This window comes from Leptospira bouyouniensis, assembly GCF_004769525.1.
Taxonomy (GTDB): Bacteria; Spirochaetota; Leptospiria; order Leptospirales; family Leptospiraceae; genus Leptospira_A; species Leptospira_A bouyouniensis.
Genome location: NZ_RQFT01000003.1, coordinates 665281 through 678932, shown reverse-complemented (window position 1 = coordinate 678932; position 13652 = coordinate 665281). Strand labels below are relative to the sequence as shown.

Here is a 13652-nt window from a genome sequence, read left to right as displayed (position 1 = left end):
ATCTGGGAGATCGTATGCGTACCTCGTTTGTCTTAATTTTTACCTTCCTCTTCACCATGGGTCTTTTTGCCGCGGATGAAAAAAATGAACCTGTGAGCCAAGCTAATGCCCATAAACTGAATCCAGATGGAAGCATTGGACTCATTCCTTATAATGCAAAACAACAGCAGAAAATTGAGCGGATTGGCAAGGAAGTGGATGATTACCATGCCATGATCAACGAAAAAGTGAAATTCCTCAGTTTTGAGAAAAAAATCAAAGACAGTCGTTATGGACAAGTCACAAGTGCAAGAGAAATCCACCTCCCTTATGAACCACGATATGTGATGCACAGTCGTTTCGTGATGAAATTGAAAGGTGGTGGCGGTGCAGAAGGTGGCGGTTTTTCATTGGATGAAATCTCTTTCTGGTCCCGTAAATCGTTAACAGAAAAAGGAAAAGACCCAATCACAACCTACCGTGAGTTAAAAAACAATACTTCTGGTGGTGTGAAAGGACTCGTACTTTCTGTTCGCACAGTGACAAATGCTGATGATAACACATTGAATTATGAATTTGAAAAAATCCAAAGCCCTTGGGAAAGACTTCGATTAGCAACTGCTTACCGAGATAGACTTCGTGAAGTCGCACGAACCATTGACCGATACATCCAAGCAAAAGGAAAATTAGAAGCGAAAATGGTTTCTGAATCCATACTGGAAGTCTCTGTGAGTGGAGATTTCGAAGAACCATAAAAGGATTTTGGTGGGGTTTAGATTCTAGATGCCACCACAAAACACCAATCTTTACGAAGTACTAGAAATCCCTTTCGGAGCCACGACGGAAGAAATCAAATCTTCTTTCCGTCGTCTTGCCAAACTTTATCATCCCGATATCCCTTTCACTGGGTCTTATGCCAAGTTCCAATCAATTTACTTTGCATACCAGACACTAACGGGTGTTATGAGAAAACAGTATGATGAAGAGTTTAAAAAAAATTATGCCATGGCTTTTTTAAAACGAAAACTAGAAGAACATCCTATCGTTTTACCCGTTTCGCGAGTAAGATTTACCACTGGGATGATTGAACTTGCGAAACGTGGGTTAATGAGAAAAGGTTTTCGAAATAAGGACAGAAGGAAAGTCACAGGGATTGATTATGATTTGGTGATTGATTTAAAGGAATCAGAAATACAAAGACCTATCATTGTCGTCATCCCGCTCACGGTTCGAATTGTTTGCCGAGATTGTATGGGAAGTGACCCACACTGTGCTGCCTGTAGTGGCCGAGGGAGTTATAAAGGGTATAGCAAATTAAAAGTAGAATTTCCGGTTTCTTCTCTAATCCCTTCAAAAATTTTTGAGTTTGATCTTTCTAAATTCCGTCCAAATTCCTTCACACATTTTAAGAAAAAATACCTTCGGGTCAAACTCTTAGTACATAAAAATATCCCTTTACGGACAAAGACCGCGGTCTAAAAAGGAAATCAATGGAAAAGGTGCCAAAGGTTTTATTTGTTTCCCCAATTTACAAAGAAAAAATCTGGGGTGGTAGGAAATTAGAATCCCAATTGGGACGAAAGATCCCAGAAGGTTTCATTGGTGAATCATGGGAAGTTTCTGTTTACGGTTCCGATATTTCGCTCATTGAAAATCCAGAGTTTCAAAACCTCCCCTTAACTACACTCATCCAAAAAGCACCAAACGAAGTGCTTGGGAAACCATTTGCCAATTCTGGTTTACCCTTACTTGTCAAAGTCATTGATGCAAAAGAAAAACTTTCTGTTCAAGTCCACCCCGATGATGCTTATGCCTTGGAGTTTGATCCAAAATCAAAAGGGAAAAAAGAATGTTGGTACGTTTTGTCCGCAGATCCAGGTGCTGAACTTGTGGTTGGTTTTGACATCAATACAAGCCGAGAAGAATACGAATCTCTCGTTAAAAAGAACTTAGGTGAATCTGTTCTTAGGAAATGGAAAGTAAAAGCTGGTGATGTATTCCTCCTCAATCCAGGAACAATTCATGCCATCGGTGGTGGTGTAGTATTACTTGAAGTCCAACAATCATCTGATTCTACTTATCGTGTTTATGATTATGGAAGGATTGGTGATGATGGAAAACCAAGAGAACTTCACTTAGAAAAAGCACTCTCCGTTCTAAATTTTGAAAAATCAAATGGGAATGAGAAATTAGAAAAAATCCCATTAGGATTCCAACCTTTCCCTCGTTACCTGTTTACATCTAATGATAAATTTAGACTCGAGTCTTGGGAATTTGACCAAGCTCAAAATTTCACCTTTTCTTCGTTAGCTGAACCGGCTTGTTTCGGTATTTTTTTCACCACATCAGGTTCCGTGTATTTTCCAGAGCTTCAGCGAAAAGTGGGTCCAGGTGAAACGTTTTTTGTCACTGCATCCGGTTTTTCAGAAACCATTTCAGCTTATGCCGACCCAGGAACAAAACTTACTTTTATGTCTGCCGGATCAGATATGGTAAAATTTCAATTTTAGTTGGGCAAAGGTATTCGATCCGTTTCGCCAGGAACTTTTGGAAATTCATCCTTTGCCCATCTTTCCTTTGCTTCATCAATCAAAGATTGGTCTGTCGCAACGAAGTTCCAATACAAGTGGCGTTTTTCTTTTAAAGGTTCCCCTCCGAGTAACATTAAACGGCTGTTTTGTTTGGCTTTAAACGTCACTTTGGAGCCTTTTTCAAACAACACCATTGAACCCATTGTATAGGACTCTCCTCCCGATTCGATAGCTCCTCGGGAAACATAAAGTCCAGCCTCTTCCTCTGAGGAAAGATTCCATTCGACTGCATCTGCTTCCATTTTTACATCGATATCAGCATAAAAAAGTGGAGAATGGACCACAGCATTTGAAATTAATCCTAGAAATTTTCCACCTAACAAGCGAAATGTAAGTCCTTTTTCCTTCTTAATAGGAATTTCTGACTCTGACAAATGTTGGAAACTTGGATTCGTTGTTTCTTTTTCTTTTGGCAATGCAATCCATGTTTGAATTCCTTCTAACACTTCGTATTTGGGATCGAACTTTGACCGCTCACTGTGTACAATTCCATTGCCCGCCACCATCCAATTGGTTTCATTTGGGCGAATGTCCATTTGAATAGCCAAACTATCACGGTGTGTAATCACTCCATCATATAAAAAAGTGATGGTCGCAAGTCCAATATGAGGATGCGCTCGGACAACAAGTTCTTCCCCAGTGACAACAGGTACGGGTCCAAAGTGATCAAAAAAAACAAAGGGTCCTACAGATCTTTTTTCTAAGGCAGGTAATACGCGACGAATGATAAAATTGTCACCCAAGTCTTTTGAATGTCCGGTTAGAGATTTCGTCATTTGGTTTTAGACTTCTTTGGTTTTGGTTTTGTTCGTTTCTTTTTTGCAGAATCTTTCGATTTAGATTTTACCTTAAGTTTGGAAGTTTGATTGAACTTATCTTTGGATTTGGTAAATGTATGAGACTTAGAACTAGAATTTCGATTCGAGTGAGAAGCTAACTTCGATTTGGATTGTGATTTAGCATTCCCTATTGTTTCTTCTACCTTACCTACAAAGAGTCCAATGGCTTCTTTTCCTTTTGTCCAATGGGCTTTGTCTCTTGCATTAAAATAAAGGATAAAAATCTTTTCTGCTTCCGAGTATTTTACATCACATGCATAGACATGACTTGCCTTCCAACCTTTTCCAGTAGGACCAAGAATGGGAGTATGATTGATCCGATCAAAATTGATCCCATCTTCACTTTGTAAAAATAGAATCGCAGAACAAGATTCCTTTCTTACTGGGTTCCAAAAAATTCCATTTTGAAAACCTAAATACCTGCCTTTCCAAGGGATGACCTTAATCGAGCCTGCTCCTAAATTACAAAATGGATCCATCTCATTCGGTGAAATGATGGGTTCTGAAAAATACGAAAAGGGACCAAGAGGGGAATTTGATTCCGCTACTGTAATGTACTTTGGTTCACAAAATCCACAATCAGGGATCATCACTAACGCGGATGAAAAGTACATTCTGTACCGATTCCCAAATTTCACAAGGCAAGGATTACTGACAGATTCACCAAAGTTTGGATCTTTGTGGAAAGGAAATTTTGGCACAATGACAGTTTTTGCATCCGACCAATTCACTAGATCTTTACTTGTTTTTACTTCTATGTGAGATTTCCATTTTCGATAGGGAAACCAAGACATCAGAACATGTAAAAATTTGTATTTTTCATAATACAAATAGTAAGTTCCATTCTCAAAAAAAACAAAAGGTCGCATCGCATTCCGAACGATGGACTTCCTTTTTTTCCATTGAATTCCATCTTCTGAAACATACTCTAACACACCAAAGATGTTATGCGCAAATAAATGCCAGAGTCCGTCTGGACAATCCTCAGGGAATAAAAAACTTGGATCAGCCAGGATTGGAGATGGGAATCCTGGTTTGATGATGGGATCATCTTGGTAGAGTTGCCAATAGATATTTTGTTTGTTCAAATGAGAAAAAATTCCTTATTTTTCTAATACTTCTTTAAGATTAGAGAGTCCATCTTCAAAATCCTTTCCAATCATTTCTTCAAAGTTCATAAACAATAACATTAAATTAAATGGATAGGGCATCGATCCGTCAAAACCCCAAATGACTTTGGACTTTTTAGGATCAAGAGAAGATACCTTCATATAACTTCTTTCTGTTCCTTCAAATGGTTCGTAAAATCTGAGTTCGGTTTGCATCTCCAAAGCATCGGCATTGATCATTTTGATCTCTTGTTCACCAACACCCACATCTTTTACCTGGCTTTCCCATCGCGAGATAAAACCTACCGTTCCATCCTCACCTGTGAAAATTTTTTTCATATTGGGATCACGTCTTGCCCAGACACTGTATTGGTCTTGGTTTTTTAAAAGGCGTATAAATGCGAATACGTCGCTTGCTGGTTTTCCAATGTCAATGGACCTCTCAACTTGGTAAGACGATGGCAAAAATATTGCTACTACTAAAGGGATAACAATGATGCCAATGATACCGATGGAAATTTTTTTACCTATCTTCATAACTGCAAAATCTGAACCATTTGAATTCGTTCGTCAATAGATTTAACCTCTTGGGCGTAAATTCCAGCTGAAAATCAGAAGGAAAATCGCAATTAGCGTTGAAGCTAAAATCGCACCAAGTGCCACATCCCATGAATAATGAGTAGAGAGAACGGCAAGACCTTTCCCTTGAGCAGTCCTTCCGAGAGAACCAAACAAACCTATAAATCCTGCAGCTGTTCCCACGGCTTTTTTGGATGTAAAATCCATACCAGCGACACCTAACAACATGACTGGTGGGTAGATAAAAAGTCCGATAAGACCAAACAACACATAGTCAATCCATATATTCCCAGGTGGATTGATCAATATGCCAACAAAGGCAAAAAAGATTGGGATGATGCAGAGTAAACTTACCATTCCTCGCCGACCATCAAATTTGTCGGATACCCATCCCATTAGAAGTGTAGATCCTATTCCACCAAATTCTAAGATTAAAGTGGAGTATCCTCCTCCGAGTAAGTCAGCACCTTTTGTTTCTTTTAAATAGGTAGGACCCCAATCGATCAAACTATAACGAATGATATAAACAAAAAAATTAATGATTGCAAATAACCAAATGTATTTATTCATCAAAACTTGTTCAACTATCAATTGTTTGGTTGTGAGTTCCTTTTCATGGTCTTCTTTTTCTTCCGGTGGATAATCATTTCGGTATACTTCAATTGGTGGAAGACCTTCGGATTGTGGTGTATCCACAAGTCTTATAAATAGATAAATACTGCCAATTATGGCAATGACACCTGGAACAAAAAAAGCATATTCCCATCCAAACTTTGCTGCGGAATGAGATGCCACAACTCCTACGATCCCTCCTCCAATATTATGTGCAATATTCCAAAATGCAAACGTAGTACCCCTCTCACGGACCGAATACCAGTGACCAAGAGAACGACCACAAGGAGGCCAACCCATACCTTGTACCAGACCATTGGCACCCCATAAAAAAAGATGTATCCAATAATGATTCGCAAACCCAAATGAAAAATTTAAAATGGCTGTGAGAAATAATCCAACTGCCATAAATTTTTTAGGATTGGAACGATCGGATAGTGCTCCCATAAAAAATTTTCCAATCCCATAAGTGATGGCAGTGACTGCAAGTATGTCACCTAAATCGGATTTGGTATAAGACAAAGCTTCACCAATTTCTTTTGAGACTGGAGAAAAGTTATTTCGAGTCAGGTAGTATACCGTATAACCGATGAAAGTTGATTCTAATACTTGGAATCTAAATTTTGGATAAAGAGATTGTATCTCTTTTTCTGATTTTTGGGGGATTGCGGGAGCTGGTGCGAACCACTGCCGAATGGATTTATACATAAACTTGGAAGATGAAGACTAATAAAAAGGAGTCAAGTGTATTCTCATGCAAACAGAAATTAGAAATGGATTTATTGGAACGATTGGAGAAACACCTCTCATCCGTATACGTTCTTTAAGTGAAGAAACAGGTTGTGAGATTTTAGGAAAAGCTGAATTTTTGAACCCAGGTGGATCAGTAAAAGACCGAGCGGCACTATATATTATAGAGGACGCTGAAAAAAAAGGCCTTCTGAAAAAAGGGGGGACAGTTGTCGAGGGAACGGCAGGAAATACTGGAATTGGTCTCACTCATATTTGTAATGCGAAAGGTTACAAAACAATCATTGTAATCCCTGAAACCCAATCCAAAGAAAAAATAGAAATGTTACGTACGTTAGGTGCCGAGGTAATCCTTGTACCAGCACTACCCTATGCGGATCCAGGGAATTATGTTCGTGTTTCAGAACAAATTGCGAAAGAGACACCCAATTCTCTTTGGGCCAACCAATTTGATAACCTTGCCAATCGGATTGCTCATTATGAAACGACTGGTCCCGAAATTTGGGATCAAACCCAAGGAAAAATTGATGTTTGGACCACATCGATTGGAACTGGTGGGACTTATGCTGGGACTGCTATGTATTTCAAATCTAAAAATCCCAACATAAAATGTATCGTTGCGGATCCTTATGGCTCAGGTGTTTATTCATATGTAAAAACAGGCAAAATTGCAACAGAAGGTTCTTCTATCACAGAAGGAATTGGCCAGGGTCGTATCACGAAAAACATGGAAGGTATGCCGGCTGATGATGCCATTCGCATACATGACAAAGAAGCAATTTCAATCTTACAAAAAGTTCTCAAAGAAGATGGATTGTTTATGGGAGGTAGTGTAGGGATTAACCTTGCCGCAGCGACTAGGATCGCCAAACAAATCGGACCTGGCCATACGATCGTCACTGTGTTATGTGACACTGGAACGAAATACCAATCGAAAATATATAATCCAGAATTTTTACAATCTAAAGAACTTCTATGATTTGTGAATGAAACAAAATATTCTCTCAATTTCCTAAATCATATTCACCAAAATTGGAATGGAAAACGAATCCATTCCTTTTGCCATGTTGATTCCGAAATCGATCCTGTAGTTTGAGACACTAATTCTTTTTTATTGAGGTTGAATCTCATATTTCGTACACTTTGTCTAAACTCATTAGGAATAGACCTCAAGGTTAGTTGCTCCCAAACGGCTAAAAATTTTGATTTTCTCTAGACGAAATCGATTCACACTTGTTATGATTCGATAAGAATGAAGATGAAAGAAAAAATTTCCTGGTCCAAATGTTTTTCATTTTTATTCCAAAAAATTTTTTTCATCGTTTGGTTGATTCCGAGTTTTAGTTGTGCTTTTCCGTCCATCAACCGTTCCTTTCTTGAAACATTTACTACCTTTCGTTTCCTCCAATCAAATGCCCTTTCCTATTCTGTCAGCTTCCAAGTTTCTGGATTACTCGGAACTGGTTTACAATTGGAAAATAATGGAGATGTGGTCGAAGTTTCAGCAAACGGCTCTTATACGTTTGCAAAAAAAATAAATTCCGGAGCCACATACAACGTAACTGTTAAATCACCACCGACTTCACCTATCCAAAACTGTGTAGTTTCTTCAGGCCAAGGGATAGTATTGAGTGGGAATATTGAAGGGATCCAAGTGGTATGTGGAGATGCCTTGTATCTCATCAGTGGAACAACCACTGGACTTTCAGGCAATGGCCTACAATTGCAAAATATTACAGGAGTTGGAACTGATGTCATCAATGTCAACAGTGCAAATTTTTCGTTCCCTCCGCTTCCTGCTGGAGAAACTTATAACTTCAGCATCATAAGCCAACCTACAAATCCAAGTCAAACTTGCACCATCACAACACCAGGTGTTACATCTGGTACAATGACTGCCACACCTATAAATTCTACCATCAATTGTACAACAAATTCCTTTGCGGTAAGTGCACAAGTCATCGGCATCCTAGGAACTCTAACCGTTGGTAATGAACTTAAACTCACGTTAGATGGTTCAAATACAATAAATATAACGGCTGATGGAACCTATGTTTTTCCAGGAACTTATTTGAGCGGCGGGTCATTTTCTATCACCATCGATAACCCAGGTGGTGTGATCACAACTGGAGTATGTACATTGGTATCAAGTTCAGTGACAGTTGGTAATGCTGCCACTACTTTTGCTGTAAATTGTTCCAATGCCTTTCTTGTTGGGGGTTCTGTATCAAGCCCTGGTGGAACCACAACAAGTGTGTTAGGTGGGTCAGTCACATTAGATTTGGTACATACTGGTGGAACACCTGTTTTCCCGACACAATCAGTGACAATCAATCCAGGTGTCGGTAGTTTTACATTTGGGAACACTATCCCTGGTGGGGTTGATTACCAAATTGTTGTCTCAGCAAATCCACCTAACCAAACTTGTACAATCACAACGGGAGCAACACATTCAGGAATTGTTTCCAATATGTCCAATGCTATTCTCAATTGTAGTCTGACACTGCCAAGTTTTTCTCCTGTTAGCGGAACCGTTTTCAATGATGATGGTACAGTCACAATTACTAGTTTGATTCCAGGATCGGAATATCGTTTCACAATTGGAAACGGTGGTCAAGTTGATCCTACCTGTGCCACAGGTACAGTCACTACTTCGACGGTTAACATTACTGACAATACACAAGCAGTCATCAAAGCCATCCATTGTAAAGTAGGATGGGTAGAATCACAAGTTGTTACTTCTTCTTACACTTTAAAAGTGGCAACACCCACACCCAGTTTAGCGACGGGATCTTTAATGGATTCGGGGCAAACCGTAAGTTTTAGCACAACCACAACAGGAAGTACCTGGGATTGTCACACGAAAGCAATTGGAGTACCTGTCGACCCAGATTGCGGAATCACATCTAATACTTGCAATACGGGAGCCTTAGGTAATTATGTTTTTCCAACACCTGGTCTTTCCGAAAACGTAAAAGCTAGAATGTGTAGGGTTGGATTTGCTCAAAGTGATGTCTTAAGTGTCAATTACCAACCGAATGTATACACGGTTGGAGGAACGATTAGTTTACTGACAACTCCATTTGGCGCTGGAACGTTTATACTTCAAAACAATGCTGGTGATGATTTAACCATTGCAAGTAACGGTTCATTTACATTTAATACAGCACTACCGACTGGCTCAAACTATACAGTGACTGTTTTTTCTGGACCACAAAATCCATGGCAAACATGTAACATCACTAATGCGAATGGCACAATCACAAATGCTGCTGTTACAAATGTTGCTATTTCTTGCACAGTCAACCAATACAATATGAGTGGTAATGTAACAAGTTCGACAAATCTACCTAGTGGACTCATAATCAATAACGGAACCGATACAATCAATGTTACGGCAGGTGCTACAAATACACCCATTGTGTTTACCACACCGCTTGCAAGTGGATCAGCTTATGAAGTTCAAATCACGCAAGAACCACCAGGATTTGTTTGTGCCGTTCAATCAGATATAACTGGTACTATGTTAGGTGCCAATATCACAAATGTAGCTGTCAATTGTGTAGCAGGACACCGGTATGGTAATGCGATCGGACCAAAAAAACAATCACCAGTCCAAATCCATTATTATCGAGGTGAGGTGACAACTGCAGCAGGCCAATTAGGAAGTGGTGCGAGTGATGGTTTGGCTGCCATTTCATCATTTAACGATATTAGCGGAATCACCTTTGATGGTTCAAAAGGATATATCGTAGATTCAGGAAATCATAAAATCCGAGTATTTAATCCCGCTACCAATTCTGTATCCTCACTTGTAGGAAGTGGAGCGGCAGGGAATACACCAGGTTCTGGTGTGAGTGGCACTTTTAATCTACCAAAAGGTATCACTACTGATGGAACGTATTTATATGTTACAGAAACCCTTGGTAATCGAATCAAACGAATTTTAATCAGCTCAGGTTATGCGGAAACAATAGCAGGAGATGATACTGTTTTATCACCACCAAATGCTTTTGCAGATGGAACTGATCCATTGAATGCCCGATTTGCATCTCCCGCAGGCATTGTCATTGATGATAATAAACTCTACATTGCTGATCGCAACAACTCATCCATACGAGTGATGAAACTAAACAACCGAGAAGTCACAACGTTAGTGAGTGGTGGGGATATTAGTTTTCCCGAAGGGATAACGGTAATAGGAGATTATCTTTATACTACCAATTTAGGTACATATAACATTACTAAAACCCATAAAGTTACGGGTGCCACTACAATCCTATGTGGAAACTCAAGTTCAGGTTATATTGATGCCATAGGAACCGAAGCATCTTTTAACCTTCCGCATGGGATTACATCAGATGGTATTTTTTTATATGTGGCCGATAATGGAAACAACCGGATTCGAAGGGTGCATAGTGTCACAGCAGAAGTGATCACCGTCGCTGGGTCAGGCAACACTGGACTTGCGGATGATGTTGGGGCTGCTGCCAATATTGAATCTCCAAAATACATATCAAACCTTGGGGAAGTAATTGTATTTGGTACTGTTCATACATTAAGGACTATCAAATCAAATAAATTCACCGCCTACTATCCGCTAAATGGTTCTACTTCCAATTTTTTAAATAGTCAATTCATCACACCAGTCGGTAGTCCCACATTTGCGAATGGAAGGTTTGGCGAGGTAAGTGGATCAGCGAGTGTTTCCATCGGGAATGCTGGTTCTGCTCCTTCTCCAGGTTCAACTGTCAATAAAGTCACACTTTCGAGTTGGTTTCTTTGGGATGGGACAAGTCCTGGAATTGGAAAAGTGATCTTCTATCATGGTGATTTTGTTAGCAATGGCCATGGTTTATTCATAGATTCAAATAATCAATTGGCAGTACATCGAGGTGGGTTTACTCCTACCCCTACTCATATAACAGTTGTTCCTAACCAATGGACACATGTTGCATTAACTATTGATAGTAACGATGTGTATAAAGTGTACTTTAATGGAAATTTGGTATTACAAAGAACCATGCCAACGATTGCCATCACTGGAAATCTAACCATTGGCGTTTCCTCATCTGGAACATTTTTCTTTCCAGGACGAATTGCTGACCTCCGTTATTATGAAAGGGAACTCAACGAAGCAGAAATCAATGACTTAGCAAAAAATGCAGACAGTGCTCTAGTTGGAAATTCATATGCATCTAGACCCATCCAATTGGCTGCATTGTTTCCATTTACTGGAGATGCGACTTCTAAGGGACCGGCGGGAGGGAATCTCTCATTTTTTGGTCCACTCACCTATTATGCAACTGGAATCGATCGTTCGACAAACGCAGCTGTCAGGATTGTCTCTAGTTCCGGTGGGTATTTGTTAGGTTCAGAAGCTGGCCTTCCCCATGGAAAACAACCAAGAAGTATTTGTGTTTGGGTGAACCCAGAACGTTACCCCAATATGGGAGATAATGCACCCATCATTACTTACGGAACTGCTGGAGCAGGATCCGAATTTATATTGAACATGTACAGGGCTTCACCCACCGGGGAACTCAAACTTCGGTTTGGTGGTCTTGGTGCGGGTGAAGTGTATCCGAGTTACACTCTCCCTCTCAACCGCTGGTCCCACATTTGTGGTACATTCGATGGAACTTTTGGGACAGTATATGTAGATGGAGTAGAAGTAGGAGGGCCAACAAATATTGGAGCTTCTATCGATACAACAACAGGTACTGGATTATATGTTGGTCGAATGGTATCCTTTCCTGCGCACTCTTTTGGTGGGAAAGTCGATGATATCAAAATTTACGCCAAAGCTCTCACAGCAAAAGAAGTACGTATTCTTTCTGCACAAATCCCGGATGGATTAGTCGCTCGTTATGATTTTAATAAAGATTTTCAAGATATAAGTGGTTTTGGAAATCCAACTAGTAATTTTGGTGCGTCACTTGTCGCAGACAAATATGGAAACTCAATGTCAGCATTGAATACAAATGGAAGCAGTTACTTGAATATAACTACTACCAATTCCTCTTTGCCGAAAAGCACACAACCTCGTACAGTCTGTGTTCAATATAAATCAGGAGCACTCAATCCGGGAACAATGATAAGTATCGGACCAAACGTTACAGATCGAATGATTGCTTTGGGTGCAGGTCTTACCAATTCAAAGTATTTCTTTTCCGGTTATCTAAATGATGTAGAAGAATTTTATTATAACCACGAAAATGTTTGGCATCACCTATGTGGTGTATTTGAAGGACCTGGAGGAGGTTATGCTGCAACTCTTTACCATAATGGTGTCAAACTCAACACACAAACGAAAAGTTCATGGGATGCAGATCCAAGTGTTTTTACAATCGGAATCCGATCCGATTTATTAAATGGTTTTAATGGACAATTGGATGAAGTATTAGTATACAACCGAGCTTTAACTATGAACGAAATCCAAGCAATGTCAGGTTTCGATCCAAAACAAGTTGTCTCTTGGAATTCCAATCCTGCAACAAGTAGTTTGAAACTTCACCTAAGTGCTGATAGTTTTTCAAATTTAACCAATTTTACACCGATTACAATTTGGCATGACCGTAGTGGAAATGCGGCTTCCTTTTTTGTAGGAGGAAATTCACCAACTTTCAATAATGCTGGATTCAGTGGCAAACCAACAGTCAACTTTAATTCAGCAAACTCTGAATACTTTTTCAGAGGGAGTGCAACAGGTATTCCTTCAAATACTTCCACATTCTTTATTGCCTTTTCCAGAACTTCAAATGCAAATGGAACTTTTTTTGAATCTGCAAACCCAGGTGTGTCCTATTATTTTGATGGAGATTTTGTTAGGATGGCAAAACCTTCTGAAGGGATTGTTGGCTCAAGCACAATCCAGCTAACAAATACTTATTATCCATATTTAATCGCCCTCGAACAATTGTCTGGTGTAAGTTTTGGATTTTTCTCAAGTGGCTTTAGTGCCGGCACAACAACAGATGCAAGTAGAGTTTATACACCAAACAATTTATATCTGGGAGCGAATTCAACCACATCTAGTTTTTTTGCAGGGAACATCAGTGAGGTTTTGTATTACAATGTTAGTTTAACCAATATAGGTAGGAATATAGTTTTCTGTTATCTTTCACAGAAATTTAATTTAGATTTAACAGCTGCTTCGGTATACTGCGATTGAAAGCAAATTCTTTAAATAA

Annotated in this window: 9 protein-coding genes; 5 read left to right on the top strand and 4 right to left on the bottom strand. The window is 39.5% G+C overall.

Going from position 1 to position 13652, the window contains the following annotated elements:
- Nucleotides 1-14: 14 nt before the first annotated feature.
- Genes EHQ43_RS04875 through EHQ43_RS04865 form a run of 3 tightly spaced genes read left to right on the top strand, consistent with a single transcriptional unit; the run spans nucleotide 15 to nucleotide 2489 of the window.
- Nucleotides 15-734 (top strand): LIC_12936 family protein, encoded by a 720-nt coding sequence (locus tag EHQ43_RS04875; protein WP_135753346.1) that lies wholly within the window; start codon nucleotides 15-17, stop codon nucleotides 732-734.
- A gap of 28 nt (nucleotides 735-762) precedes the next feature.
- A complete protein-coding gene (locus EHQ43_RS04870; RefSeq protein ID WP_135770263.1) occupies nucleotides 763-1458 on the top strand; it encodes a J domain-containing protein in 696 nt (231 codons plus the stop codon).
- Between the two features lie 11 nt (nucleotides 1459-1469).
- The gene (locus EHQ43_RS04865) at nucleotides 1470-2489 is read left to right on the top strand and encodes a type I phosphomannose isomerase catalytic subunit (RefSeq protein WP_135770262.1); all 1020 of its coding nucleotides are present in this window, start codon (nucleotides 1470-1472) and stop codon (nucleotides 2487-2489) included.
- On the opposite strand, the gene EHQ43_RS04860 is transcribed toward EHQ43_RS04865, so the two are convergent.
- Genes EHQ43_RS04860 through EHQ43_RS04845 form a run of 4 tightly spaced genes read right to left on the bottom strand, consistent with a single transcriptional unit; the run spans nucleotide 2486 to nucleotide 6417 of the window.
- Nucleotides 2486-3346: a pirin family protein gene (locus tag EHQ43_RS04860; RefSeq protein WP_135739865.1), complete on the bottom strand. Its 861-nt coding sequence runs from the start codon at nucleotides 3344-3346 to the stop codon at nucleotides 2486-2488. The two genes, EHQ43_RS04865 and EHQ43_RS04860, sit on opposite strands and share 4 nt — an antisense overlap.
- On the bottom strand, nucleotides 3343-4497 hold the full coding sequence (locus tag EHQ43_RS04855) for a family 43 glycosylhydrolase (RefSeq protein WP_135770261.1): 1155 nt from the start codon (nucleotides 4495-4497) through the stop codon (nucleotides 3343-3345). Before EHQ43_RS04855 ends, EHQ43_RS04860 begins: the two co-directional genes overlap by 4 nt.
- 15 nt (nucleotides 4498-4512) lie before the next feature.
- Nucleotides 4513-5055 (bottom strand): SRPBCC family protein, encoded by a 543-nt coding sequence (locus EHQ43_RS04850; RefSeq protein WP_135739867.1) that lies wholly within the window; start codon nucleotides 5053-5055, stop codon nucleotides 4513-4515.
- Between the two features lie 42 nt (nucleotides 5056-5097).
- Complete coding sequence (locus EHQ43_RS04845; RefSeq protein ID WP_135739868.1) at nucleotides 5098-6417, bottom strand: MFS transporter; 1320 nt, start codon at nucleotides 6415-6417, stop codon at nucleotides 5098-5100.
- A gap of 46 nt (nucleotides 6418-6463) precedes the next feature.
- Between EHQ43_RS04845 and EHQ43_RS04840 the strand changes: the two genes are divergently transcribed.
- Together EHQ43_RS04840 and EHQ43_RS04835 are read left to right on the top strand one after the other, a co-directional pair.
- Nucleotides 6464-7438, top strand: a complete 975-nt coding sequence (locus EHQ43_RS04840; protein WP_135753348.1) for a cysteine synthase A — start codon at nucleotides 6464-6466, stop codon at nucleotides 7436-7438.
- 279 nt (nucleotides 7439-7717) lie between these two features.
- A complete protein-coding gene (locus EHQ43_RS04835; protein ID WP_208730890.1) occupies nucleotides 7718-13633 on the top strand; it encodes a LamG-like jellyroll fold domain-containing protein in 5916 nt (1971 codons plus the stop codon).
- Nucleotides 13634-13652 lie beyond the last annotated feature (19 nt).

Excerpts from the sequence above, each read along its gene's own strand:
- EHQ43_RS04860 (WP_135739865.1), bottom strand. The coding sequence starts at position 3,346 with ATGACGAAATCTCTAACCGGACATTCAAAAGACTTGGGTGACAATTTT.
- EHQ43_RS04870 (WP_135770263.1), top strand. The coding sequence starts at position 763 with ATGCCACCACAAAACACCAATCTTTACGAAGTACTAGAAATCCCTTTC.
- EHQ43_RS04865 (WP_135770262.1), top strand. The coding sequence starts at position 1,470 with ATGGAAAAGGTGCCAAAGGTTTTATTTGTTTCCCCAATTTACAAAGAA.
- EHQ43_RS04835 (WP_208730890.1), top strand. The coding sequence starts at position 7,718 with ATGAAAGAAAAAATTTCCTGGTCCAAATGTTTTTCATTTTTATTCCAA.
- EHQ43_RS04840 (WP_135753348.1), top strand. The coding sequence starts at position 6,464 with ATGCAAACAGAAATTAGAAATGGATTTATTGGAACGATTGGAGAAACA.
- EHQ43_RS04850 (WP_135739867.1), bottom strand. The coding sequence starts at position 5,055 with ATGAAGATAGGTAAAAAAATTTCCATCGGTATCATTGGCATCATTGTT.
- EHQ43_RS04875 (WP_135753346.1), top strand. The coding sequence starts at position 15 with ATGCGTACCTCGTTTGTCTTAATTTTTACCTTCCTCTTCACCATGGGT.
- EHQ43_RS04845 (WP_135739868.1), bottom strand. The coding sequence starts at position 6,417 with ATGTATAAATCCATTCGGCAGTGGTTCGCACCAGCTCCCGCAATCCCC.